Below are 25,870 nucleotides of genomic sequence, written 5' to 3'. Positions count from 1 at the left end.
AAATATAAAAAATCCCGCAATTAAAGTTGCGGGATTTTTTCATTTTTTACTTTCTAATTAAACTAAAATTTCCTTTTCTAGTTATAACTTTTCCTTTTGAAGTAATTAGCTCAGCATAAAACCAATAATCATTAGAAGGAAGTTTTTTACTATTATAAAAACCATTCCAGCCTGTATCATTTATACTTAATGTCTTTAAGTTTTTTCCAAAACGGTCATAAATTGTTACTGTTCCAGATTTATAAATGCTTTTTCCTATTCCTTGAATATGCCAAGTATCATTTCTTCCGTCTGCATTTGGAGTGAAAAAATTAGGAAAACTAATTAAAGATATATCGAAAAAGACACTACCACAACCATTTTTATCATTGATTTCTATAATATAGTTTCCTCCATCAAGGTTTTCAAAATTTGAATTTTCTTGATAATCAATCAAAATATTTGAGTTAGAATCTAATAATCTAAATTCATAATCACCTAAACCTAAATTTGAAGTGTTTATTTTGATAAAATTATTATCTGAATCATCTTGAGCATCAATATCATTTATATTTATAGTAGATTTTGAAGACTCTCTAATGTTTATAGTCGCCTCTTCTGAATTGCAACCATAACCAGATGTTGCTACCACTGTATATTTTCCACCTTTAGTAATAGTTGTAGCAGCAGAATTACCTACTACAAAATTGTTTTCATCTTTCCAAATATAATTATAATTTACATTTGGATTTTCTACGCTAATTTGTAGTTTAGGTTTTTTATCCATGCAAATAATATCTTCATCAATGACATTTACAGTTGGTTTTTCTCTTACAATAAAATCTAGAGCTGTTTCTTCGTAACAAACACCGTAATTCGGGTTTTCTATACGAACTCTAATAGTTTGCGTTGTTGTTGTAAAAGGATTTGGTAATGGGCTAGATAATTCTACATCATTTTCATCAAAATATTTCACTATTAATCCTGTTTGATTACCTAAAATTGTACTTTCTATGGTTGATGTATTAAAAGCAAAAACACCATCTGGATCATCATCACATTCTTCTTGAACTGGAATACTATTAGCAATTGGCACAGTATTTACTACAAAATCAATAGTAGTTTCACTATAGCATTGTCCGTTAGGGTCTTGAGAATTATTATTGGTAATTCTAGCTGTAACTGTTTGAGATGATGTTATAAAAGGATTTGGTAATGGACTAGATAATGCCATTCCGTTTTCATCAGAGTAACTCACCAGAACATTTGTTTGGTTACCTATAATTGTACTCTGTATGTTAGATGTATCAAATGCAAATAATCCATCTCTATCGTTATCGCATTCAGGATTAATGATTACAGAATTTGCGATAGGGATAGTATCTACATTTAATGTAATATGGCCTCCTAAGCCTAAGCAATCATTATTAAGAGCACTATCTACACGTACATAAATTGTTTGTAGGTTTGGCGAATTTGTATTTTGATAATTAGATATATCTGTAATTTTATATTCCTCAGTTAACGCATTTGCTTCATTTTCATAATAGGTTATAATGAGTTCTTGATTTGGAGGGAACAAACTTTTAATTTCTTGTGTTACTGAACTGAAATTAAATATTGCTATTCCGTTTGTAATATCTATTCCGTTATCACACTGATAAAATAATTTTTGAAAACTTGAAGGAATCTGTGTTGTAGAAACAGTTAAACTAACTTCACTAATTCTAAAGCAACCATTAGCATTTACTATTCTTGCCCAAATTACATCGTTACTTACAATTTGATTTGTGTATGCCGTTATATCTTGAATAGAGTTTGGGCTATTGCCTTCGGCTAAAGTTTTTTCTTCATAAAAAGTGATGGTGTAATTTTCTGAATTGGAAATTATTTTTTCTTTAGCTTCTTCTAAATTGAAAGAACTAAATCCATTAATATCTGAATTATCACATTGTTTTAAAGAAACTATTGAGTTAATATTAGGAGCATTGAATATTTCGATTTCCTTTGTGATTTTATAATCTGTATTATCTATATGGGTAACTTCTACGGAAACTTTATAAGTTCCGCTATTAGAGAATTGATGACTCGTGTTGATAGAATTAGAAAAGTTATTGATTCCTGAATTTATATCATCAAAATTCCATTTAACAGAATTTATTTCTGATTGATTAGTTAAACTAAAATTATTGGTTAAGTTAACACAATTGTTGTCGTTTGTAATTTCAAAAGGAAAGACTGTTTTTGCTTCTCCATTAACAGTTATGTAGAAGTTAGCATCGGGATTACCAGGGTATAATCCACCAAAATCTTCTGTAGATTGATAACCAGTACCGTTACCAATATTTAAACATCCTTTATACCAAGATTTACCTATATCTCTATCTGTACCAGCAATAGTAGCTATTGGAATTGCTGGATTGTTTGGAGTAACAGTTTTCTTAACTTCAACTAAAATTTTTTTTACATTTGATGGAATTACTATATGTTGATTAAAGTTTTTTGTAACAATAACTGATGTTGAACCTGCATATGGAATACTACCTATTTCACTACTACCAATTAGTTTATTCTCATTAAATGATGTAGGAAAATTTTCATCTATCTCATAGATGTTAAACTGATAAGAAGCACCATTATATGAATAGTTAACTGCAAATTTTCCACTTTTAATAATAAATTCTTGATTTTCAGAAATTCCAAATTCTGATAATGTAAATTCTCTAGCCCACCATTCTGTTTGATAGCAAGAAAACATATTTTTAAACTTTACATCATCATCAAAATTATTTGTAAGTTCAATTTGAGAATATAAAGTAAGTGGAAGTAATAATATTAAAGATAAAATAACTTTTTTCATAGAAAGCAAAAATAAAGAATCCCGCAACTTAGTTACGGGATTTTTTTATATATTATTAATATTCTAATTAAATCTCTAAAGAATCAAATAGCTCTACTAATTTAATACTAGAAGGTCTAGGAGCATTAGAATTAACAATGTTTCCTTGTGGATCGATTAAAATAAATCTAGGAATTCCATTAATTACATAATCAGTAACAAATTTAGATTTCCAGTTCTGATCAGCAAATAATTGTATTCCTGTTAATTTTTTGTCAGCAATCATTTTCTTCCAAGCTTCATGGTCTTTCATCTGATCAACAGAGATACTTACAAATTCAATGTTTTTACCATGGTATTTTTCTTCCATTTTTTGTAAAAAAGGAATTTCTTTTTTACAAGGATTACACCAAGTCGCCCAAACATCAACATATACATATTTTCCTTTTAAATCATCTAAAGAAGTTGTACCCCCTTTAATGTTTTCATAGTCAACAAATTTTGGAGAAGCCATTCCTTTCGCTAAATTTTTAGCTAAATATAACTTATCTGCATGTGTTTTGCTTAAATATTGCTTTAACCCTTTTATGTTTTTCTTTTGAAAAGAAACGAAAGTAGAATCTAATTTCGTAGTTTCAATCCTTTTGTTAAAATCATCTATAAAGTTGTTTGTCTTTGTTTCAAACTCTTCTTTAGGTAATTCAAATAATGCCTCATCTTTAAAAAACTCTTCTTGTAATAAAGCTGCTTTTGCTAAGAAACTACTTTCAGCAGACCCTTCTCCTGTAAAAGTAACAGTTTCATCAAATTCTTTAGTGTCAAGTGTCATGTTAACGTTTGCACCATTTTTTAAGTACAAAGTAGTACCTTCTTTTCCGTCAGAAAGGCGATAAAATCCGTCTTTAAGATTCATTGTATCTTTAAATGCACCATTCTCATCAACCTTAATTACTCTGCTAAACTTAAGTTGAGGATTAGAAATAACGATCGAATCAGAATTTTTATTGGTAATTTTTCCTGAAAAAGAAACAAAGTTATTTTGTTCTTTTTTACAAGAGACCATAGTAATGGCAATTGCCATTAAGTAAACTATTTTTTTCATTGGTTGATAAGTTTAATTATTTACAGTGTACTAAATTACTAATTTTATAGAAAAGAAATGTCTTTTTAAATTTTTATCCCAACCAGCCTTCACGATCTAAACTTCTGTATTGAATTGCTTCAGTTATATGGTCTGATTTTATATTGTTTGAGGCGTCTAAATCCGCAATAGTACGAGAAACCTTTAATATTCTATCATAGGCTCTTGCTGAAAGATTTAGTTTCTCCATAGCAATCTTTAATAAATTACTGCTTTCTTCAGAAAGTTTACAAAATGCTCGAATTTGTTTCACATTCATTTGTGCATTGTAGTGAACAGTATTTGAGTTTTTATAGCGTTCAGTTTGTATTTCTCTAGCTTTTGTTACACGTTCTCTAATAGCAACACTAGTTTCACCTTTTCTTTCTTCTGATAGTTTTTCAAAAGGTACAGGAGTTACCTCTATATGTATGTCAATCCTGTCAAGTAATGGTCCTGAAATTTTACTTAAATAACGTTGCATCTCGGCAGGAGAAGATGTCATTGGTGAATCTGGATCATTAAAAAAACCAGATGGACTAGGATTCATACTTGCTACAAGCATGAAACTGCTTGGGTAATTTACTGAAAATCGTGCTCTAGAAATCGTTACTTCTCGATCTTCTAGAGGTTGACGTAAAACTTCAAGAACACCTCGTTTAAATTCAGGTAGTTCATCTAAAAATAACACACCATTATGAGCAAGAGAAATTTCTCCGGGTTGTGGTAAGTTATTTCCTCCTCCAATGAGGGAAATATCTGAACAACTATGATGAGGAGATCTAAAAGGGCGATTATATTGAAGTCCCGTATTTTTAACTTTACCAACAACAGAATGTATTTTTGTGGTTTCCAAAGCTTCCTGTAATGTCATAGGTGGTAATATTGAAGGGAGTCTTTTGGCTAGCATTGTTTTTCCTGCTCCAGGAGGACCAATTAAAATAATGTTATGGCCACCAGCTGCTGCAATTTCCATACAACGTTTAATACTTTCTTGACCTTTAACATCAGAAAAATCAAATTCAGGAAAATCTACATGCTTATAAAATTCTGCACGAGTATCAACTATTGTTGGATTAATCATTTCTTTATTTTCTAAATGATTAATAACGTCCATAATATTTTCGACACCTAATATATTTATGTCATTAACAATGGCAGCTTCTTTTGCATTTATTTTTGGTAAAATAAAATTTTTATAACCTTCTTCACGAGCTTTAATTGCAATTGGTAGTGCACCTTTAATGGGTTGTAGACTTCCATCTAAGGAAAGTTCTCCCATAATTACGTAATCATTAATATTTGTAGCTTTAATTTGATTAGATGCAGCAAGTATTCCAACAGCCAAAGTTAAATCATAAGCAGCACCTTCTTTACGAATGTCAGCAGGAGCCATATTAATGATAATTTTCTTTCCTGGAAGTTTAAAACCATTATTATTGAGTGCTGCAGAAATACGATAAGAGCTTTCTCGTACTGCATTATCTGGTAATCCAACTAAATGGTAACCGATTCCTTTATCTATATTTACCTCTACGGTAATTGTGGTAGCTTCAATACCAAATACGGCAGATCCATAGGTTTTTATAAGCATAGCTTTCTTTTTTCTGATAAAGATAGCTAAATTTCTTTAAGAATTTGGTTTAGATGTGTTTACTGGTTTTTAGAAGTGGGTGATTTATGAAAAAATAATTTGTATAACTTTCTGAAACTAAAAAAAAGTAAGATTACTATTAGTATTGCAATTACTGGTAAAAATATAGAGAAGGATGATATAAGAATCGATGTACCTGTTTCAACAGTCGAAATTATTGGGTTAGCTATACCACCCGTTGTCGCAGTTGATGCTAATCTCGTTGAAGCTGCGGTTCCTTTAATTACAGAAGCAGTTCCTCCACCAGCTATTATTGCTAAAGCCCAAGTAATTATAGGAGATAAATCAGCAACTGTTGATACCATAACAGCAGTTCCTGCAATAGCAGCTAAAGGAATAGCAATAGTGTCTAACAAGTTGTCAAACCAAGGAATATAGTATGCAAATATTTCTAATAAAGTAGCAATACCTAAGGTAATTAAAGCTGATGAACTTGCTACCCAATTCCAATTTTCATTTATAGGAATAATATTGTAATATCCCGCTAAACTTAGTGCAAAAAGTGGAAGAAATACTCTAAAGCCAACTGAAGCTGCTAATCCAATTCCTAAGAAAACACTAATAATTGATTCTGGGGTCATGTTTTTTATGTTAAGATATAAAAAAAGCCTCTTTATAAAAGAGGCTTTTTGAAATATTTTAAAAGTTGATTAGTTTTTTTTAAAGTTATCTAATCCCGTTTTTAACCAATCATAATAAGCTGTATGATCAGAATATTGTTGAGGTGAATTTAAAAGTTCTAATTCAGGGCTCATTAACACATAAAATGGTTGAGAAGCTGTCTTAAAATTAGCTACTTGTAATGTTGCCCATTTATCACCATACGTTCTAATTCTTTTTACTTTACCATTAGGTTTAATAAAATCGAATTGTTCTTCTTGTGGTAATTGTCTTTCATGATCATCTACGTACAATGAAATTAAAACATAATCATTGTTGATTAAAGAATAAATCTCTGGTTTCACCCAAATAGTTTCTTCCATTTTACGACAGTTAACACATGCCCAACCTGTAAAATCTAATAAAACAGGTTTGTTAACAGATTTAGCATAAGCAATACCTTCTTCAAAATCTTTAAAACAATTTAACCCTAACGGACATTTATTGTCTTTTTTGTAAATACTATGAAATTGAGGTGGAGCAAATCCACTTAAAAATTTATTTTGATTCCATGCTGGTTTTTCCATAACTCCTGGAGCTAAATATACCGCAAAAGCTAAAGCTGCAACACCTAATAAAATTCTAAAGAAAGAGATTTTACCGTATTTTTTACCAATAATACCAAATAAATACAATGCAGTTAATAAAGAAATCAGTGCCCAAAGACCTATGAAAATTTCTCTCTTAAATAAATCCCAGTGACCAACTAAATCAGCGTTTGATAAAAATTTAAATGCAAATGCTAACTCTAAGAATCCTAAGAAAACTTTTACAGTATTTAACCATCCACCAGATTTTGGTAAAGAGTTTAACCATCCTGGGAACATAGCAAATAAAGCAAAAGGTAATGCTAAAGCAGTACCAAAACCGATCATACCAGCTGATAATTGCATCGCTCCTCCGCTAGAACCTAGTGAACCAGCTAAAAGTGAACCTAAAATAGGACCTGTACAAGAAAATGATACAATTGCTAAGGTTAAAGCCATAAAGAATGTACCAATAATTCCTCCAATATTGGAAGCACTATCAGCCTTATTACTCCAAGAACTTGGTAATGTTAATTCATAAAAACCAAAGAATGAACCTGCAAAGAAAATTAATACAACAAAGAAAAATACATTTAACCATATATTGGTTGAAATACTATTTAAAATTTCAGGATCTAAAGTATCTAGATAGTGAAAAGGTAAACTTAGTAACCCGTAAATTAATATAATAAAGAATCCATATAAAACAGCGCTACCAATTCCTTTTCCTTTCTTTTCAGTGTGTTTTGTAAAGAAAGATACTGTTAAAGGTACCATAGGGAAAACACAAGGTGTTAAAAAGGCTAATAAACCTCCAACAAAACCTAATAGAAAAATATTAAGCAATGTATCACCGCCTTTTTCTTCAGTGTTTTCTTCTGTTGTACTTTTTAATAAAGCAGTGTTTTTTAAGTTTAAGTTTAATGATTGTGATAAAGATTGACTCTTGTCATCTACTTCAGTAACAGTTTGAGATACTTCTTCACCAGTTAATGAAAAGGTAAAGTCTTCATCGAAAGGTAAACAGTATTCTTTACAAACTTGTGCATCTAAATTAAGAGTAATCTGAGTTAGAGTTGCGTCAGAAACAGTTATTCTTTGTACTAGTTTTCCTTCATCAACAAAGAATATTTCATCTTTTCCCCAAATTTCACTAAATTCAGTTTCAGTATCTCCCTCTTTTGCTTTTCCGTTAAGTGTGTATCCACTTTGTCCTTCAGCAGGAGAAATTGTCATAGGTAAAGAAGCGTCCTCAGGGTTATACTGAGAATATAAGTGCCAATCTTCAGCTATTTCAATGTCAAAAATTAGGTCGTATTCAGTTTCCGAAACTTTTTCAACGATAGGGGTTACGACAATTGGGTTATCATCAGATTGCGAGTAAACCGTTAAACCTAAGAATAATAAAAAAAGAGTAATGAGTTTTTTCATTCGATTTAGTTTATAATGGGTTATTTTTAAATAGTTAATCTTAATAATTGTGTTGTGTTATTAGTAGGTGAAAAACGTCTGTCTTGTCGTTTACCAATAATCCAAATGATTTCATTATTCTTTGAGCAAAGTAACCAAATGTTTTTTTTGTCCAAAATTGATAATTTTTGGTCTTTAAAATACTTGCTAATTTTTTTCTTACCTAGCATTCCTGTTGGGTAAAAAAAATCACCTTCTTGCCATTTTCTAATGATTAGGGGGTAATTTAACAAATTTTTATCAACATAAATACTATTTTTGTCAAAAATTGTTTTTTTATTTACATATTCAAACAATAAACTTATAGGATCTATTAGCTTAACATCTTCTTCATGTATGATAAAATGTTCGCTTTTAATAGTGAGTTTTTTATCAGGGGGTAAAAGTAATAAAAAATCTCTGTCTTTTAATAAAGTATATGAATTTGTTGATACTTTCTTGCTTGATTCCGCATAAATTAGATTATAAATGTCATTCCATGATGTAAATTTATAGCTTTTTAAAAGCTGGTATAAATAAGCCTTTGGGTTTGATAGTTTTGTTAATTCAGAAATATTTATTTTTAGTATACCATCTTGTTTAGATGTTATTTTTATTGAAGTTTCTTTAATTTTGTCAGTAATAATTTGCTGAGACTGCTTTAAAGACTCAATAGTTTTGTTATGTGTTTTTAATAAACTTGGATTTAGTTCCTTAAGGATAGGAATAATTTTATGTCTTATTTTATTTCGAACATATTTTGTTTCAAAGTTGCTACCGTCCTTACGCCATTTAATATTGTTTTTTAAAGCATATTCTTCTATCTCTTCTCTTGAAAATACAAGTAATGGGCGTATAATATTTTTGTTAACGGGAGGAATACCAGTTAAACCATCTAAGCCTGCACCTCTGGTTAAATTAATTAAAAATGTTTCTAAATTATCATCAGCATGATGTGCTGTTAAGACATAGTCGAAATTATTTTCTTCAGTTAATTGTTGAAACCAATCATAACGTAATTTTCTTGCAGCTAATTGAGTTGAGAGTTTATTTTTTTTTGAATATTTATCAGTTTCAAATCGAATTGAAAAAGTAGTAATATCTAATTCGGTTCCTAAGTTTTTAATAAATTTTTCATCTAAATCACTATCTTCTCCTCTTAACTGAAAATTACAATGTGCTAAAGAAATAGTATAGTTTAATTGATGTAATAAATGTGACAAAACAACACTATCAATCCCCCCAGAAATAGCAATTAGAAGTTTTTTGTTTTTTATGAATGAAAAATTTTCATCAATATGTTCTGTAAGTCTTTGAAGCATTTTAATTCTTATTATTGGTTTATAGTTGACTGTTCAACCAATTTACAACATCTTGTAGCATTTCTTCTTTACATGAATCATTTTGTAATTCATGATAACCACCTTCGTAAAGTTTAAGTTTTGCTTTTTTAGAGTTATTAGCAAAAGCTTCGGTTCCTTTAAAATCAATAATTTTATCACCTGTACCATGTAACAATAACATTGGTGTTTTTAATGATGAAGCGTTTTGAATTGCCCATTCACCAGAATCAATAAATGACAAAGAAAAATTTGGGCTAATTTTATCATGTACTAATGGGTCGTTTATATATTTTTTAACCTCACTCTTATCTCGAGAAATATCATTAGCATCTAATTCATTACCTAATGTTATTGCAGGGGCAATTTTTTGCATTATTTTACCTAATGAAAGTTTCCAAGCTGGCGGATCGAAAGCTAATTTTAACATTGGGCTTGTAGCAATAACTCCTGTTAAAGCGTTTTCTTTACGAAGTGTGTAATTTATGACAGCATTACCACCCATTGAGTGTCCATATAAAAAAAGAGGTTTGTTATTAAAAACTTCTTTAGTTTTATTAATTAATTTTGAAATACTTTCTAATACTGTATCAAACCCAGGGTTATGACCACGTTTGCCTTGTGTTTTACCATGACCAAAATGATCAAAAGCAATTACTCCAAAATTATTATCGGTAAGTTTTTTAGCAACATGTTGGTACCGACCAGAATGCTCTCCCATTCCATGGACAATAATTACAACAGCTTTTGTAGTTTCAGGTTTCCAAAATTGACCAAAAAAAGTAGTTTTATGGTATTTAAAGTTAAATTCTTGATGCAGCATAATTTATTGTTTATGTAACCATTGTCTAATTTCTTTTCTTAAAGAAACTTCTGGTTTGGGTAGTGGAATTGTTCGGCCAAATTGTTTACTTCTCTTAAATTTTGAGAATGTAATTTTATGTTTTTTCCAAGCTTCGGGGTATAACTCTAAGAATTTATTAAAAAAACTTTGCTCATTTATAGTACCTTCCATTTTAGAAAGAACATGTGTAAACTTTTCTTCTTGCTCTATAATCATTAAATTTTATTTTTTTGTGAGATAAGTTTTTGCATCTCTTTAACGGTAATTGTACTTTTATCATGACTCCATCCTGGAGGTCCAAAAATATACATAAATTTATGAAACCAATTGCTAGATTTTTTTGTGTCGTTCCAGATATCCTTGTATTCATGAGTTAAAATTATCCAAGGATTATATGAATTAGGAGCATGTGTTACGCCATATTGGATATCTATTTCTTCGTCAAGTTCTTTCCATGTTCCAAAAACTCTATCAAAAATGTTTAAAAATCCTCCATGATTTTTATCCATGTATTCAACATTTTTCGCGTGATGCACTTGATGCATTGTATGGGTGTTAAAAATTACATCAATAAATTTAAGTTTTGGAATATACACCGAGTGTAATTGAAATTGCCATAAAGCTTCAATACCTAAACAAACTACGACCATTTCTGGTGGAAATCCAATTGCAGGTAGCCACATGTAAAAAAAGGGTTTATATAAAATTGTAAACCAGCCATTGCGAACTGCTGTTCCTAAATTAAAATTATCAGAAGAATGATGTACAATATGTGCTGCCCATAAAAAACGAACCATGTGATTTTGTCGGTGAAACCAGTAATAACTAAAATCGTCTAGAAATTGACAAATAATCCAGATATACCAAGCATATCCAAAAGATTCCCAACCCATAATATTTGTGCGAATGCCATTTACTAAGGGGTTAAAAACGTCATAGACGTAATTAAAAATAATAATTGCTGAAATTGTTTTTATTAATGGAGCAATAATAGCTGAGCCTATACCCATGGTCAAACTAGCGCCTAAGTCTTTCCAACTGTAAAGTTCTTTTTTGTTATGTGTTTTACTGTATGTGAGTTCTAGCAAAATAAGTCCTAAAAAACAAGGTACACCATATACTAATGGGTTTGTGAAATTCATTTTATCTTTTTGTGCTCAAGATAGTAATCTATTTGCTATTTAGTAAAACATATTTCATTGCTTTTGCTTTTAGTAAGCACTCTTCGTATTCTTTTTCAGGTGTAGATTTTGCTGTAATAGCTCCGCCGACTGAATATGAAACATAATTTTTATCAGCATTGTATAAAATACTCCTAATAACAACATTAAAATCAAAATCACCATTTGGGGTGAAATAACCGATTGTTCCTGAATATAATCCACGTTTGGTTTCTTCTAGTTTTTCAATGATTTGCATTGCGGATATTTTTGGAGCTCCTGTCATACTTCCCATTGGAAAAGTGTTTTTAATTATGTCTATAGGGTGTGTGGTAGGTTCCGTTTCAGATACTATTGTTGATATCATTTGATGTACTTGTTTAAAAGAGTGCACTTTGCATAATTCTTCAACTTTTACACTGCCTTTTTTTGCAATTTTAGATAAATCATTACGAACTAAGTCAACAATCATTATGTTTTCTGATCGTTCTTTTTCATCACGTGATAGATCGAATGCAATTTTATCATCTTCAATCTTATCAATTAAACGCTTAGCTGTACCTTTTATAGGTTGGGATATGATTTTATCACCTATTTTTTTTATATACCTTTCTGGAGTGGCTGATAATAAATATTGGTGTTCGTGTCTGAAAAATGTAGCGAAAGGTGGTTCAGATATTTCGTTTAGATGTTGGTATATTTTATATGGATTTATTGTTGTGTTTTCAGCATAAAATTCTTGACAAAAATTAGCTTCATAAATATCACCTCTATTTATATGATCTAAAATGGTGTTTACTTTTTTGTAATATTCATCTTTATGAATTCTAAGTTTTATTTTTATGTCTTTTAAAAGTTCTTCAGACTTGTTATTATTTATGTGTGTATTAGTGCTAATAATATCTTCAAAATCTTCTTCCAATTCATCATCAATCATCTGTAAATAATGAAATTCAACAGTATTTCCTTTAATGAAAATTAGTTTTTGAGGTTGAAAAAAATAAATATCAGCAAAATGTAAACCATCAAAGTTTTTTGAAGATAGTTTTTCTACATCATTTTTAACATCGTAAGAAATGTACCCGAAAATATAATCTTTAGTATATGATTGATATTCTTTAAGCTTGTCAAATGCTCCGTAATAATCTGTTTTTATTGAAGTGAATTCTTCAGCAGCTAAACAGCAATCAAATGAAGAATACTTTTGCTCGTAATTGTTAGAATCTAACCAAAGTGTGGTTTCAAATTGTTTTGACCAAGTGAAAAGTTTTTGTTTAAATGTTTTTGGGTCATCTATTTCAAAATTACGTTGGGTTCTTTTAGACATCGTACAAAAATAAGAAACCCGATAGAAATAATACTATCGGGTTTTAGTTTTATGGATAATTGAGTTTATTCTTTTTTATTGACTTCTTCTTTTTTAATAGATGAAACGACTTTATCATTTTCGGTTATTGAAGTAGTAACTCTATTTTTTGCTATTCCTTTATTATTAGTTTCAGCTTTAACTTTTTTATTTATAACATGATCATGTCCTTGGTGATTACTGTGAGTAGCATGCCCACCTAAAATAGGGGCAATTACCAACCCAATTAAACAAGTAAGTTTAATTAAGATGTTCATTGATGGGCCTGAAGTGTCTTTAAAAGGATCACCAACAGTATCTCCAGTTACAGCAGCTTTGTGTGCGTCAGAACCTTTGTAGGTCATTTCTCCGTTTATTTCTACACCAGCTTCAAAAGATTTTTTAGCGTTATCCCAAGCTCCACCAGCGTTGTTTTGAAAGATTGCCCATAAGACACCAGACACAGTAACACCAGCCATATAGCCACCAAGCATTTCTGCAATAGCTAAATTATTCATTCCAAAAATCATTGGAGCAAAAGCAATTATTAATGGAAAACCTATGGTTAATAAACCAGGCAATATCATCTCTCTTAGAGATGCTTCAGTAGAAATTGCGACACATTTATCGTATTCTGGTTTTCCGGTTCCTTCCATAATTCCAGGAATCTCTTTAAACTGACGACGAACTTCTTCTACCATTTCCATGGCAGCTTTACCTACAGCATTCATTGCTAAAGCAGAAAATACAACGGGAACCATTCCGCCAACAAATAACATTGCTAAAACAGGTGCTTTAAAAATATTAATTCCGTCGATTCCTGTAAACGTAACATAGGCAGCAAATAAAGCTAACGATGTTAATGCTGCTGAAGCAATAGCAAAACCTTTACCAGTTGCTGCTGTTGTGTTACCTACTGCGTCTAAAATATCTGTACGTTCACGAACGATTGGTTCTTGCTCACTCATTTCGGCAATACCACCTGCATTGTCAGCAATTGGTCCGAAAGCATCAATAGCTAATTGCATTGCTGTTGTGGCCATCATTGCAGAAGCTGCCAAAGCAACTCCGTAAAATCCTGCAAATGCGTATGACGTCCAAATTGCACCAGCAAATAATAAAACTGAAGGAAATGTTGAAATCATACCCGTTGCTAAACCTGCAATAATATTGGTTCCTGCACCAGTACTTGACTGTTGTACTATTTTTAAAATTGGAGGTTTTCCTAATCCTGTGTAATATTCAGTAACTGAAGAAATAACAGCTCCAACGACTAAACCAACTAATGTTGCATAGAAAACACGCATTGAAGAAATATCTTGTAAACCTTCTCCGAAGAATTCCATTTTCATAGTTTCGGGAAGCATCCATTTACATAGTACAAAACAAGTAATGGCTACTAAGCCAATAGAAACCCAGTTACCAAGATTTAATGCTCCCATTACTTGAGACTCTTTTGCTTCATTACTCTTTATTTTTACCAACATTGTTCCGATAATAGAAATGATAATTCCTATACCTGCAATTGCCATTGGTAATAAAATTGGTCCAATCCCTCCAAAAGCGTCAGAAATACTTCCGCCCATATCTTTAATTACATAATTTCCTAAAACCATTGCTGCTAATACCGTTGCTACATAAGACCCAAATAAATCAGCTCCCATACCAGCAACATCACCAACATTATCACCAACATTATCAGCAATTGTAGCAGGGTTACGTGGGTCGTCTTCTGGAATACCAGCTTCAACCTTACCAACTAAATCGGCACCAACATCTGCTGCTTTTGTATATATTCCTCCACCAACACGTGCAAATAGAGCAATGCTTTCAGCACCCAAAGAGAATCCAGCTAGTGTTTCTAAAACAATAGTCATATCCATTGTATTTGTCCAAACACCTCCCATAAAGAAGTAAAAGAATGCGATAAAGAATGTTGTTAGCCCTAAAACAGCTAAGCCAGCAACGCCAAGTCCCATTACTGTTCCTCCTCCAAATGATATTTTTAAAGCATTTGGTAAACTTGTTTGAGCAGCCTGAGTTGTTCTTACGTTGGTTTTAGTTGCTATTTTCATTCCTATATTTCCTGCGAAAGCAGAAAAAATAGCGCCACATATGAATGCAATCACGATTAAGTAACTTGTTGTAGGTACGAAATAAGAAACAATCGCCAGTAGTACACTAACTACTACTACAAAGATCGCTAAAAGCCGATATTCTGCATTTAAAAAAGCTAGTGCGCCTTCGTAAATGTGATCGGATATTTCTTTCATTTTTCCATCACCAGCATCTTGTTTCATTACCCAAGATTTTTTAATAGTCATGTAAATTAAACCTAAAACAGCCGCAATGATCGGCATCCAAATCATTATTGATTCCATATGTTATTGTTTGATTAGTTAATTAATGTTCGTAAATATAACAAAATCAGTGACTAAACAAAAAACCTCTCAGAGTGTTCTGAGAGGTTTTTGATATTTTATATGGAAAACTTGGTGCTAGATTTTGAAATCACCGTTAGTTTTATGCTCACTAGTTTCATAACGTTCGATACATTTATCTAGTATCTCATAAGCTTCGTTTGCATCTCCCCATCCACCAACATCTACTTGCTTTTTTTCAAGGTCTTTATAAACTTGGAAAAAGTGAGTAATTTCTTTTACTTGGTGAGGATTCATGTCTTTTAAATCATTCAGTTGGCTCCAAATAGGATCTGAAACAGGTACACAAATAATTTTTTCATCTGGTCCTTTTTCATCTGCCATATGGAAAACACCGATAGGTTTAACTTCCATAACACACATTGGAAATGTTGGTTCAGCTCCTAAAAGTAATATATCTAATGGATCACCATCTAAAGCTAAAGTTTCTGGAATGAAACCATAATCTCCAGGGTACATCATTGATGAAAATAACATTCTATCGAAACGGATTTTACCTAAATCAAAATCATATTCGTATTTATTTCTACTTCCTTTTGGTATTTCAATTAAAACATCTACTGTTTTTCTTTCTTTTGCAGTCATATATCTTGCTTTTCTTCTGTTTCTAAAAATCGATTGCAAAAGTAGTGATTTATTGGGTGTTTAAAAGAAAAAAAGTATGTTATTTTATCGTTATAAACCAGGTTTTATTGCTATACGAATTGCGAACTTAGGACTAGGTGGGATTATTGAGCCTGCTGGTGGTGTGTAATTACTTCTCCAGATAGCATCAACACGTAAAAAACGTAAGTTTCCATAACCAATGTTTTCAAGACCAACACTATATTCGTAATAAACCTTATTAGGTGCATTGTAATTAATATTTGATTTATTAATAGCTCTATTTTTATCAGATATTGTTCCGTAAGCTGCTCTAAAAGTAACTAAACTTCGTAGTTTTAACTTTTTTAATAAAGGAATTCTATTTAAGATAAACCCGTTAAAATGTTGTTCGAAATGAGTAGCTAAATAAGCATCAGTTACAAAATCATAATAGTTTAATAAGGCAAAAGTGTTTTTTGTTAATGCAAGTGTTTGGTTTGCTGGAACTATGTTTAATAATCCTATTGGTAAAGTTCCAAATGTTTTTCCAGCTTCTACGGTTGCGTCTAAAATACCAAACTTACTTAAAAGAATAGGTTGGTTGTATTTAAGTTGTAATCTGTCATAAGTATGTGTACCATTAAAAAAGCCTTTGTATCCTCGACGGTAGTTTAATATAAGTGTAGGGAATATATTTCTTCCAAAACGTCTTTGAACACCTAAACCGTATACAAACCTGCCAGGAGTGTATGAAAGATAAAGATCAGAAGCAACATCGGTTACTTGTGTTTGTGTATTTCCTTTGTTATCAAGGTAATTCATAGAGAAATTTGCAGGAGAAGCAGATTGTATTGTAGCGTGTGAAAAATTAATTCCTACATGTAAATTTTTTTTAACTTGATAATCAAAATTAGTTGCTGTTTTTTCTACTTTAGATAAGAAAAAATTATCTCCTCTAGAAAATAGTGCATCGGTACCGAAAGTTGTACCTAAAAGTTGAGAAGTGTTTAGTAATGAGCTTCCTAGTTGCTCAATGTCTTTTTGATATGCTAATCCAATTGAAATTCTTGGTTGGTAAGATAGCAGGTAGCGACCTTCAATACCGTATTTTAACTTTTTATCTTTAAAACCATAAGCTAAATGTCCACCTAAACGAAAACGATCATCTTTTGTTTTAAAAGTTCTAAAAGATAGTTTTGTTCTGAATCCTTCTACTTGATTATTAGCAAAGAGTGTCCATAAGGGACCAAACTGTACTCCCCACTTAGTATCTACATATCCACTTGCTACAGTGTTTATTAAACCTGTAATGTTTTTAATTTGTTTTTTTTCTTTAACTTCTTTTATAAAGCTGTAAGTTGAGTTACTTTCTTCGTTTTCTTTTGCTTTCCAGTACGTATCTTTTTTAGTGTATTGATCTGGTCTTAGTTTTACAATTTTTTTAGTGTAAAATTCTTTAGATAAAGGTTTGTTTAATATGTATTTATCAAAAATAATTGTCTTTTTGATAGTTAAACCTTTGTTGCTTTCATTTTTATCTAAAAAAGTAAAATCTCCTTCATAAATATTTTTGGTAGGGATATAGATACTATCATTTCTTACTTCAAATTCTTTTTCAAAAGATAAGCCTCTAACAAAATTTAAGTTAATACTTTTATGAACTTTCATCTTTAGCTTGTTTATAGCGAATGTTTTGTCTGTTACCCAAAAATTTCCTTGAAAAGCTAAATCTCCATCCCTGATAGGGAAGAAATAAATGTTATATAGTTTTTTGTCATTTTTAACGATACTATCATATAAAACATAATCATAAGTTGAAAATCCATCTGTAGATAAAGGGCTAACAAAAGATTTTCTTAATAGGGTAATGTTGTTTTTAAAAACATCAACATTTTGAAACGTGTTAGACATTCTATCGAATACAAAACCTTGTGCGCCTAAGCCTTCAAATTTTTCAGCCTCAATGTCAGTTCTAACATTCTTAGTTTTATTATCGCCATAAATATTAGCGATTTCCTCGTTTAAATAAATAGGTAGGTAATAATTAATCCCGTCACTATCATATTTTATTTTACTAATGGTTTCTTTATAATCATTCTTAAAAATTTTCTTTAAGAAAAGCGTGTCTAAATTATTAAGACCTATTTCGATAGTTGAGTGCTTCTTGTATTGATATTGATTTACTAAATCAAGACCATTTTTTCTTTTTCTTTTCCAGATCTCTTTTAAAATTCGATAAGCAGGATTTTCTTTTTTCTTTAAGCGTTTTTTTGGTTTTGAAACAATTATAACTTCTTCTAATTGGTTTTCTCCTTCTTTAAGTACAATGTTTAAGTACTTCGTTTTTTTATTAACTTTTATCGTTTGTGTTTGAAAACCTATGAAAGAAACTTCTAAGGTACCTCTGTATTTTTTTGTTTTTAAGAAAAACTTACCGTTGTCATCAGTGGTAGTTCCATAAGTTGTTTTCTTTAAAAAAACATTCACAAAAGGCATAGGATTGTTAAATTCATCAACAACTTTACCTTTTAATGTTATTTGAGAATATAATATGCTGGTAATGAGTAATAGTAATATTGATAGCGTTTTCTTCATCATTTTTATTACTGGAAAATCCTTTTGACCAAGGTCAAAAGGATTTTTGTTTTAATCAATTTTTTATTTTTCTATTACTTATTAATGTATAAAACGTCTTTTACCGCTTTAATAACATCATTAGCATTTGGCATCCATTCTTCTAGTAAAACAGGAGAATATGGTGCTGGAGTATCTGCTGTTGTAATTCTTTTTATTGGAGCATCTAAATAATCAAATGCTTCATCTTGAATTCTAAAAGTTATTTCAGATGAAATACTACCGAAAGGCCATGCTTCTTCTAAAATTACTAATCTGTTAGTTTTCTTTACTGATTCAAGAATTGTCTTGTGATCCATCGGGCGAACTGTACGTAAGTCAATAACTTCAACAGAAATACCTTCTTTAGCTAGTTCATCAGCAGCTTTATAAGCTTCTTTTATAATTTTACCAAAAGAAACAACTGTTACATCAGTACCTTCTCTTTTTATATCAGCAACTCCGATAGGAATGATATATTCCCCTTCAGGAATTTCCATTTTATCTCCATACATCTGTTCAGACTCCATAAAAATTACTGGATCATCATCACGAATAGCTGCTTTTAATAATCCTTTAGCATCGTAAGGGTTAGATGGTACAATTACTTTTAACCCTGGAGTGTTTGCGAACCAGTTTTCAAAAGCTTGTGAGTGTGTAGCACCTAATTGACCTGCAGCACCTGTTGGGCCACGGAAAACGATAGGGCAGTTGAATTGACCACCAGACATTTGACGAATTTTAGCTGCGTTATTGATAATTTGATCAATACCAACTAAAGAGAAGTTAAAAGTCATGTATTCAACAATTGGACGGTTTCCATTCATTGCAGAACCAACTGCAATACCACCAAAACCTAATTCAGCAATAGGAGTATCGATAACTCTTTTTGCTCCAAACTCATCCAACATTCCTTTAGAAGCTTTGTAAGCTCCATTATATTCTGCTACTTCTTCCCCCATTAAATAAATGCTTTCATCTCTTCGCATTTCTTCACTCATAGCTTCGCAAATAGCTTCTCTAAATTGTACTGTTTTCATACGTGTTATTAGTAGTTGTTTATCAAGATTGCAAAAATAATAAAAATTGAAATAATAAAATAGGTTTTTAACTTAAACAAATAATAACCTATGTTTATAGCGTTTTATCGTTGTTTTTGAGTAAAAAAATGAAATATTTATTATGCATGCATAATAAATTATCAAAAAAAAACGTAACTTCGTCGTTCAAAATTAAGTTTCTTAAAAACAACGATATATGAAAATATTAGTCTGTATCAGTCATGTTCCTGATACTACTTCGAAAATTAACTTTACAGATAACAATACAAAGTTTGATACTAACGGAGTTCAATACGTTATAAACCCTTATGATGAGTTTAGTTTAACTCGTGCCATGTGGTTTAAAGAAAAACAAGGTGCTAGTGTAACAGTGGTAAATGTTGGAGGTGCTTCAACAGAGCCAACTTTACGTAAAGCGTTAGCTATTGGAGCAGATAATGCTGTTCGTGTTAATGTAGAGCCAACAGATGGTTTAATGGTTGCGAAAGAATTAGCTGAAGTTGTAAAGAACGGAGGTTATGATTTGGTTTTAGCAGGAAAAGAATCTGCGGATTATAATGGTCAAATGGTACCAGGGATGTTAGCTTCTTTAGTCGATTTTAACTTCGTAAACGCTTGTGTAGGGCTAGAGGTTGATGGAACGGCTGTAACATTAGATAGAGAAATAGATGGAGGTGAAGAAAAAGTATCTTCAGTTTTACCTATGGTTGTTGCTGGTCAAAAAGGAATGGTAGAAGAGAAAGATTTACGCATACCTAACATGCGTGGTATTATGATGGCGCGTAAAAAACCATTATCGGTTGTAGAACCTATTGGTGCTACTACAAGTACTGCTACTAAGGATTTTGAAAAGCCTGCTGAAAAAGGAGCAATTAAGTTAGTAGATAATGTTGATGCTTTAATCGATTTATTACATAACGAAGCGAAAGCAATTTAGAAGAAAGATTTAAAATAACGTCATAACGAAGTAGAGTAAGAAAATGTTACTTTTTATCGTTAATGATATAAAAAACATAAAAAATATGTCTGTATTAGTTTTTGCCGATTCATCGGAAGGAAAATTTAAAAAAACTGCTTTTGAGGTAGTTTCGTACGGAAAAAAAGTAGCAGAGCAGCAAGGAAGTGATATGTTAGTTTTAACTATCAATGGAGGTGATGCTTCTGAATTATATGCTTACGGAGCAGAAAAAGTAATTGAAGTAAAAAATGATTTAGCTTCTTTTAATGCAAAAGCATACGCAGCTGTTATTAAACAGGTAGTGGAAGCAAAAGCAGCAAATACCGTAATTATTGATTCAAGTATTGATGGATTTACAGTTGCTCCATTAGTAGCTGTAGCTATCGAAGCAGGTTATGCATCTAATGTGGTTGCTTTGCCAAGTAGTACAAGCCCGTTTATTGTAAAGAGAAAAGCTTTTTCTAATAAGGGGTTTAATAATACTGAAATTTCGACAGGAAATAAAGTAGTTGGAGTTGCAAAAAATTCATACGGAGCTCATGAAAATGTAGTTAGTGGATCAACTGAAAGTTTCGATGCAACTTTACCTGAATTAGGAGTAAAGTCAGAAAGTATTAATAAGGCAACAGGTGTTGTATCTATTGCAGATGCTGATATTGTTGTTTCTGCAGGGAGAGGGATGAAAGGTCCTGAGAACTGGGGGATGATAGAAGAGTTAGCGGGTGTATTAGGAGCAGCAACGGCGTGTTCTAAACCTGTTTCAGATTTAGGATGGAGACCTCATGGAGAGCATGTTGGTCAAACTGGTAAGCCAGTAGCATCAAACTTATATATAGCAATTGGTATTTCTGGAGCAATTCAGCATTTAGCAGGAGTTAATGCATCAAAAGTAAAAGTAGTTATTAATTCAGACCCTGAAGCACCTTTCTTTAAAGCTGCAGATTATGGTATTGTAGGTGATGCTTTTGAAGTTGTACCACAATTAATAGAAAAATTAAAAGCTTTTAAGCAAGCATAATTTTACGAGTAAAAATTTTCTTTTTACAGAAATTAGAGGTGAACCCATAATTTTTAGTAAATTGTGCCGACTAAAGAAGGCTGTCTAAGTTTGAAGCGTAGTGCCTAAAATTAGACAGCTTTTTCTTATTTATGATAATTGTACATGAGTTTAATTAAATTGACTATTAAAGGTATTTCTTATAGCCAAACTCAAAGTGGTGCTTATGCATTAGTATTGAGTGAAATGGACGGCGTAAGAACACTTCCTATTATTATTGGATCTTTTGAAGCACAATCTATTGCAATAGCTTTAGAAAAAGAAATTCGTCCCCCAAGACCACTTACACATGATTTATTTAAAACATTTTCAGATAGGTTTTCTATTAAAGTAACTCAAGTTATTATTCATAAGTTGGTTGATGGTGTTTTTTATTCTAGTTTAATTTGTGAAAGAGATGGGGTAGAAGAACTTATTGATACACGTACTTCTGATGCAATTGCTTTAGCTGTTCGTTTTCAGGCACCTATTTTTACTTATGAGAATATTTTAGATAAAGCAGGTGTTTATCTAAAGATGGATGAAGAGTTAATTATAGAAGAAGATTTAGAATCTGATGAAATTGAGTTCTCTTTAGAAGACGAACTTGATGATAACAAAAATTATACAAACACATCGTTAGAAGAATTAAATGAACAACTTAATGAAGCGGTTGAAAATGAAGATTATGAATTGGCTGCAGAAATTCGAGACGAAATTAGTAAGCGTTCTTAATAAAAAAAATAAAATGAAGAAAATATTTACGCTTATAATGCTTTGTGCATCCATAGTAACTTTTGGTCAAAGCATAGAGAAAAAGTGGAATTTTTCATCGATTACTACTGTTGATGGTAGACCAGTAATCTCAATAAACGAATCAGATGTTTTAAGTTTAACTAAAGGGAACTTTAATTATTCTTTAATAGCTAAAGATAGCTTAAAAGCTGAAGGGAATTATATTCATCAAAATAATTTATTAATTTTTAATCACAAACAACCTAAAGATACGGTTCGTTATTATAATGTGGTTGAATTGACTGATGATGCATTAACATTGTCAGAAAAAAATGTACTGTATAAATTCAAAGATTCTAATACTACGCCAGTAGTTTCTAAGGTTAAAGAAATTGTTGAAGTTGTAGCTGAAACATCTAATCAAATAATTCCTAGCCAAGGTTTTTCAATGCAAAGTTTAGGAAGAGGAGTTTTAGGAATGATTGTGCTATTAATAGTCGCATTTTTATTTAGTGCAAATAGAAGAGGGATTGATTGGAAGACAGTAGGGTTAGGTTTAGCTTTTCAATTGATAATTGCAATTGGAGTTTTAAAAATACCTTTTGTACAAAAAGTATTTGAATGGATTGGAGGTTTGTTTGTAAGTGTATTAGATTTTACACGAGCGGGTAGTGAATTCTTATTTAGTGGCTTAGTAGCTGATATGGGATCGTTTGGTTTTATATTCGCTTTTCAGGTATTACCAACAATTATATTCTTTTCGGCATTAACTTCTTTATTATTTTATTTGGGATTAATTCAAAAAGTGGTAAAAGGATTAGCTTGGTTGTTATCTAAAGGATTAAAAATATCTGGAGCAGAGAGTTTATCTGTAGCAGGGAATATATTCTTAGGACAAACTGAAGCACCCTTATTGATTAAAGCATATTTAGAAAAGATGAACAAGTCTGAAATGCTATTGGTGATGATCGGAGGAATGGCAACTGTAGCAGGAGCAGTTTTAGCAGCTTACATTGGCTTCTTAGGAGGAGAAGATGAAGCGTTAAGATTAATGTATGCAAAGCATTTATTAGCAGCATCTGTAATGGCAGCACCAGGAGCAATTATTATTTCTAAAATTTTATATCCACAAACTGAAGAGGTAAACACAAATGTGCAAGTTTCATCAGAAAAAATAGGATCTAATATCTTAGATGCTATTGCAAACGGAACAACTGAAGGGTTGAATTTAGCAATGAATGTAGCAGCAATGTTGTTAGTTTTTATTGCATTTATTGCGATGATAAACGGAATTTTAGGTTGGGTAGGAGATATTACTACATTAAATACTTGGATGGCTGAAAACACTTCATACGCTAAGTTTTCTTTAGAAGCAATTTTAGGATATGTGTTTGCGCCATTAATGTGGTTAATCGGTGTAGCAAAAGAAGATATGGCGCTAATGGGGCAGTTATTAGGAATCAAATTAGCAGCAAGTGAATTTGTTGGTTATATTCAATTGTCTGAACTTAAAAATGTTGCTAACGCAACGCACTTAACGTATAACAAGTCTATTATTATGGCAACTTACATGTTATGTGGTTTTGCAAATTTTGCATCAATAGGTATTCAGATTGGTGGTATCGGCTCTTTAGCACCAGGACAACGTAAAACATTGTCAGAATTTGGAATGAAAGCTCTAATCGGAGGAACAATAGCTTCTTTAATGTCAGCAACAATTGCTGGTATGATTATCGGGTAGCGAGTTGCTACTGACAACTAAAAATAGTTAATAACTTATTAATATAATTTTTAAAAGCTTCAGCATTAAATGTTGAAGCTTTTTTACTTTTACAAAATTAAAAGTAGGGGATGAAGCAATATTTAGATTTAGTACAACACGTTTTAGAGAACGGAAATGAGAAGGGTGATAGAACAGGAACAGGAACGAAAAGCGTTTTTGGTTACCAAATGAGATTCGACTTAAGTAAAGGTTTTCCAATGGTAACAACTAAAAAGTTACACTTGAAATCGATTATATATGAGTTACTTTGGTTTATAAAAGGTGATACTAATATTGATTATTTGAAGGAAAAAGGTGTGCGTATTTGGAATGACTGGGCAGATGAAAATGGTGATTTAGGTCCTGTTTATGGTCATCAATGGCGTAATTGGAATAGTGATGAGGTAGATCAAATTAAAGATGTAATTGAAACATTAAAGAAAAACCCTAATAGCCGTAGAATGTTAGTTTCTGCATGGAATCCTTCGGTTTTACCAGACACTTCAAAGTCATTTTCAGAAAACGTAGCTAACGGAAAAGCAGCTTTACCACCATGTCATGCATTTTTTCAATTCTACGTATCTGACGGTAAATTGTCATGTCAACTATATCAAAGAAGTGCCGATATATTTTTAGGAGTTCCTTTTAACATAGCATCTTATGCTTTATTTACTATGATGATAGCACAAGTTTGTGGTTATGAAGCAGGTGATTTTATTCACACGTTTGGTGATGCTCACATTTATAACAATCATAAAGAACAATTAGCACTACAACTATCTCGAGAAACACGAGCATTACCTAAGATGAAAATTAATCCGGCTGTTAAAAACATTGAAGATTTTACTTTTGAAGATTTTGAGTTAGTTGATTATAATCCACATCCACACATAAAAGGTATTGTAGCTGTGTAATTTTAACTTTATTTTTAATAGTTTCTTTAGTAGCTTTGTAAGAAGCGCTAAAAAAGATAAAAATGACTACAGACGTTGATATTTTAAAAGAAACTATTTATGAAAAAATAGGGGAGATTAATGATGTAAAGGTTCTAAATGCAATTAAAACTTTGGTTGATACAATGAAAGCAGAAGTTTTAGAAGGAACTATTACAGAAAAAAGAGATTTAACAGGTTACATTAAAGAATGGGCAAAAAACATGTAACTATTTATTAAATACTATTTATGATTACAATAATTGCAGCAATAGCAAATAATAATGCTTTAGGTAAAGACAATGATTTAATTTGGCATCTTCCTGCCGATTTAAAGCGATTTAAAAAGGTTACTTCTGGGCATCATATTTTAATGGGACGTAATACTTTTGAAAGTATTGGAAAACCATTACCTAACCGTACATCGGTTATTATAACTAGAAATAATGATTATTTTAAAGATGGATGTTTGGTTGCTAATTCAATTGAAGAAGCTTTAGAGTTATCAAGAGAGGATTCAGCTATTTTTATTATTGGAGGGGCACAGATTTATAAACAAGCTCTTGAAAGAGAATTGGTTGATAGATTAGATATTACGATTGTACATCATGATTTTGAAGCAGATGTTTTCTTCCCAGAAATTGATATGAATGTTTGGAAAGAGGCATCGAGAGAAGATTTTATAGCTGATGAAAAAAATAAATATGATTATAGTTTCGTTTCTTACATAAGAAAATAACTGAATTTTTAAATATAAGATTAAGCAGAATTGAGATCTTTATTTATAAACTATACCTGAAGAAATACAATAAAAATATTTTATTCTGAAT

Annotated in this window: 21 protein-coding genes; 7 read left to right on the top strand and 14 right to left on the bottom strand. The window is 31.1% G+C overall.

What is annotated here, in order from left to right; translation table 11 throughout:
- Nucleotides 1–46 precede the first annotated feature (46 nt).
- From H518_RS0100610 to H518_RS0100545, 14 genes are all read right to left on the bottom strand, one after another.
- Nucleotides 47–2,839 carry a T9SS type B sorting domain-containing protein gene (locus tag H518_RS0100610; protein WP_028887270.1) on the bottom strand — a complete coding sequence of 931 codons (2,793 nt, stop codon included), beginning with the start codon at nt 2,837–2,839 and terminating at the stop codon, nt 47–49.
- 67 nt (nt 2,840–2,906) lie between these two features.
- Nucleotides 2,907–3,920, bottom strand: coding sequence for a TlpA family protein disulfide reductase (locus H518_RS0100605; RefSeq protein ID WP_028887269.1), 1,014 nt, complete (start codon nt 3,918–3,920; stop codon nt 2,907–2,909).
- Nucleotides 3,921–3,993: 73 nt separating this feature from the next.
- Nucleotides 3,994–5,532 carry a YifB family Mg chelatase-like AAA ATPase gene (locus H518_RS0100600; protein WP_028887268.1) on the bottom strand — a complete coding sequence of 513 codons (1,539 nt, stop codon included), beginning with the start codon at nt 5,530–5,532 and terminating at the stop codon, nt 3,994–3,996.
- A 59-nt stretch (nt 5,533–5,591) separates the two neighbouring features.
- On the bottom strand, nt 5,592–6,173 hold the full coding sequence (locus H518_RS0100595; protein WP_028887267.1) for a DUF4126 domain-containing protein: 582 nt from the start codon (nt 6,171–6,173) through the stop codon (nt 5,592–5,594).
- Nucleotides 6,174–6,242: 69 nt separating this feature from the next.
- The gene (locus tag H518_RS0100590; protein ID WP_028887266.1) at nt 6,243–8,210 is read right to left on the bottom strand and encodes a protein-disulfide reductase DsbD family protein; all 1,968 of its coding nucleotides are present in this window, start codon (nt 8,208–8,210) and stop codon (nt 6,243–6,245) included.
- 26 nt (nt 8,211–8,236) lie between these two features.
- A complete protein-coding gene (gene tilS / locus H518_RS0100585) occupies nt 8,237–9,550 on the bottom strand; it encodes a tRNA lysidine(34) synthetase TilS (RefSeq protein ID WP_028887265.1) in 1,314 nt (437 codons plus the stop codon).
- Nucleotides 9,551–9,569: 19 nt separating this feature from the next.
- Entirely contained in the window at nt 9,570–10,391 is an 822-nt protein-coding gene (locus tag H518_RS0100580) for an alpha/beta hydrolase (RefSeq protein ID WP_028887264.1), read from the bottom strand.
- 3 nt (nt 10,392–10,394) lie between these two features.
- On the bottom strand, nt 10,395–10,628 hold the full coding sequence (locus tag H518_RS0100575; protein ID WP_028887263.1) for a hypothetical protein: 234 nt from the start codon (nt 10,626–10,628) through the stop codon (nt 10,395–10,397).
- The gene (locus H518_RS0100570; protein ID WP_028887262.1) at nt 10,628–11,554 is read right to left on the bottom strand and encodes a sterol desaturase family protein; all 927 of its coding nucleotides are present in this window, start codon (nt 11,552–11,554) and stop codon (nt 10,628–10,630) included. The genes H518_RS0100575 and H518_RS0100570 overlap by 1 nt, the downstream gene beginning before the upstream one ends.
- A 28-nt stretch (nt 11,555–11,582) precedes the next feature.
- Entirely contained in the window at nt 11,583–12,899 is a 1,317-nt protein-coding gene (gene pabB / locus H518_RS0100565; protein ID WP_043706290.1) for an aminodeoxychorismate synthase component I, read from the bottom strand.
- A 65-nt stretch (nt 12,900–12,964) separates the two neighbouring features.
- Nucleotides 12,965–15,298, bottom strand: coding sequence for a sodium-translocating pyrophosphatase (locus H518_RS18935; RefSeq protein WP_081411127.1), 2,334 nt, complete (start codon nt 15,296–15,298; stop codon nt 12,965–12,967).
- Between the two features lie 117 nt (nt 15,299–15,415).
- Nucleotides 15,416–15,943, bottom strand: a complete 528-nt coding sequence (locus tag H518_RS0100555; RefSeq protein WP_028887260.1) for an inorganic diphosphatase — start codon at nt 15,941–15,943, stop codon at nt 15,416–15,418.
- A 90-nt stretch (nt 15,944–16,033) separates the two neighbouring features.
- On the bottom strand, nt 16,034–18,538 hold the full coding sequence (locus tag H518_RS0100550; protein ID WP_028887259.1) for a DUF5686 family protein: 2,505 nt from the start codon (nt 18,536–18,538) through the stop codon (nt 16,034–16,036).
- A gap of 74 nt (nt 18,539–18,612) precedes the next feature.
- Nucleotides 18,613–19,596: a pyruvate dehydrogenase complex E1 component subunit beta gene (locus H518_RS0100545; RefSeq protein ID WP_028887258.1), complete on the bottom strand. Its 984-nt coding sequence runs from the start codon at nt 19,594–19,596 to the stop codon at nt 18,613–18,615.
- A 217-nt stretch (nt 19,597–19,813) separates the two neighbouring features.
- Between H518_RS0100545 and H518_RS0100540 the strand changes: the two genes are divergently transcribed.
- The 7 genes from H518_RS0100540 (at nt 19,814) to H518_RS0100510 (ending at nt 25,779) form a co-directional block, all read left to right on the top strand.
- Nucleotides 19,814–20,554, top strand: coding sequence for an electron transfer flavoprotein subunit beta/FixA family protein (locus H518_RS0100540; protein ID WP_028887257.1), 741 nt, complete (start codon nt 19,814–19,816; stop codon nt 20,552–20,554).
- Between the two features lie 85 nt (nt 20,555–20,639).
- On the top strand, nt 20,640–21,593 hold the full coding sequence (locus H518_RS0100535; RefSeq protein WP_028887256.1) for an electron transfer flavoprotein subunit alpha/FixB family protein: 954 nt from the start codon (nt 20,640–20,642) through the stop codon (nt 21,591–21,593).
- 144 nt (nt 21,594–21,737) lie between these two features.
- Nucleotides 21,738–22,346, top strand: a complete 609-nt coding sequence (locus H518_RS0100530; protein ID WP_028887255.1) for a bifunctional nuclease family protein — start codon at nt 21,738–21,740, stop codon at nt 22,344–22,346.
- A gap of 13 nt (nt 22,347–22,359) precedes the next feature.
- Nucleotides 22,360–24,087: a NupC/NupG family nucleoside CNT transporter gene (locus tag H518_RS0100525; RefSeq protein ID WP_028887254.1), complete on the top strand. Its 1,728-nt coding sequence runs from the start codon at nt 22,360–22,362 to the stop codon at nt 24,085–24,087.
- Nucleotides 24,088–24,197: 110 nt separating this feature from the next.
- Nucleotides 24,198–25,022, top strand: a complete 825-nt coding sequence (locus H518_RS0100520) for a thymidylate synthase (RefSeq protein WP_028887253.1) — start codon at nt 24,198–24,200, stop codon at nt 25,020–25,022.
- Nucleotides 25,023–25,084: 62 nt separating this feature from the next.
- On the top strand, nt 25,085–25,270 hold the full coding sequence (locus H518_RS0100515; RefSeq protein ID WP_028887252.1) for a hypothetical protein: 186 nt from the start codon (nt 25,085–25,087) through the stop codon (nt 25,268–25,270).
- A gap of 20 nt (nt 25,271–25,290) precedes the next feature.
- Nucleotides 25,291–25,779 carry a dihydrofolate reductase gene (locus tag H518_RS0100510; RefSeq protein ID WP_028887251.1) on the top strand — a complete coding sequence of 163 codons (489 nt, stop codon included), beginning with the start codon at nt 25,291–25,293 and terminating at the stop codon, nt 25,777–25,779.
- Nucleotides 25,780–25,870 lie beyond the last annotated feature (91 nt).

Origin of the sequence: Tenacibaculum ovolyticum DSM 18103, from assembly GCF_000430545.1 — a bacterium.
In the GTDB taxonomy this organism is placed as follows: Bacteria; Bacteroidota; Bacteroidia; order Flavobacteriales; family Flavobacteriaceae; genus Polaribacter; species Polaribacter ovolyticus.
Note: the sequence above shows the minus strand (reverse complement) of the source record. Positions and strands in the feature narration are given on the sequence as shown.

Coding starts and splice junctions, on each gene's coding strand:
- H518_RS0100515 (WP_028887252.1), top strand. CDS start 25,085: ATGACTACAGACGTTGATATTTTAAAAGAAACTATTTATGAAAAAATA.
- H518_RS0100600 (WP_028887268.1), bottom strand. CDS start 5,532: ATGCTTATAAAAACCTATGGATCTGCCGTATTTGGTATTGAAGCTACC.
- H518_RS0100595 (WP_028887267.1), bottom strand. CDS start 6,173: ATGACCCCAGAATCAATTATTAGTGTTTTCTTAGGAATTGGATTAGCA.
- H518_RS0100580 (WP_028887264.1), bottom strand. CDS start 10,391: ATGCTGCATCAAGAATTTAACTTTAAATACCATAAAACTACTTTTTTT.
- H518_RS0100525 (WP_028887254.1), top strand. CDS start 22,360: ATGAAGAAAATATTTACGCTTATAATGCTTTGTGCATCCATAGTAACT.
- H518_RS0100535 (WP_028887256.1), top strand. CDS start 20,640: ATGTCTGTATTAGTTTTTGCCGATTCATCGGAAGGAAAATTTAAAAAA.
- tilS (WP_028887265.1), bottom strand. CDS start 9,550: ATGCTTCAAAGACTTACAGAACATATTGATGAAAATTTTTCATTCATA.
- H518_RS0100590 (WP_028887266.1), bottom strand. CDS start 8,210: ATGAAAAAACTCATTACTCTTTTTTTATTATTCTTAGGTTTAACGGTT.
- H518_RS18935 (WP_081411127.1), bottom strand. CDS start 15,298: ATGGAATCAATAATGATTTGGATGCCGATCATTGCGGCTGTTTTAGGT.
- H518_RS0100550 (WP_028887259.1), bottom strand. CDS start 18,538: ATGAAGAAAACGCTATCAATATTACTATTACTCATTACCAGCATATTA.
- H518_RS0100605 (WP_028887269.1), bottom strand. CDS start 3,920: ATGAAAAAAATAGTTTACTTAATGGCAATTGCCATTACTATGGTCTCT.
- H518_RS0100555 (WP_028887260.1), bottom strand. CDS start 15,943: ATGACTGCAAAAGAAAGAAAAACAGTAGATGTTTTAATTGAAATACCA.
- H518_RS0100570 (WP_028887262.1), bottom strand. CDS start 11,554: ATGAATTTCACAAACCCATTAGTATATGGTGTACCTTGTTTTTTAGGA.
- H518_RS0100510 (WP_028887251.1), top strand. CDS start 25,291: ATGATTACAATAATTGCAGCAATAGCAAATAATAATGCTTTAGGTAAA.
- H518_RS0100575 (WP_028887263.1), bottom strand. CDS start 10,628: ATGATTATAGAGCAAGAAGAAAAGTTTACACATGTTCTTTCTAAAATG.
- H518_RS0100545 (WP_028887258.1), bottom strand. CDS start 19,596: ATGAAAACAGTACAATTTAGAGAAGCTATTTGCGAAGCTATGAGTGAA.
- H518_RS0100540 (WP_028887257.1), top strand. CDS start 19,814: ATGAAAATATTAGTCTGTATCAGTCATGTTCCTGATACTACTTCGAAA.
- pabB (WP_043706290.1), bottom strand. CDS start 12,899: ATGTCTAAAAGAACCCAACGTAATTTTGAAATAGATGACCCAAAAACA.
- H518_RS0100610 (WP_028887270.1), bottom strand. CDS start 2,839: ATGAAAAAAGTTATTTTATCTTTAATATTATTACTTCCACTTACTTTA.
- H518_RS0100530 (WP_028887255.1), top strand. CDS start 21,738: ATGAGTTTAATTAAATTGACTATTAAAGGTATTTCTTATAGCCAAACT.
- H518_RS0100520 (WP_028887253.1), top strand. CDS start 24,198: ATGAAGCAATATTTAGATTTAGTACAACACGTTTTAGAGAACGGAAAT.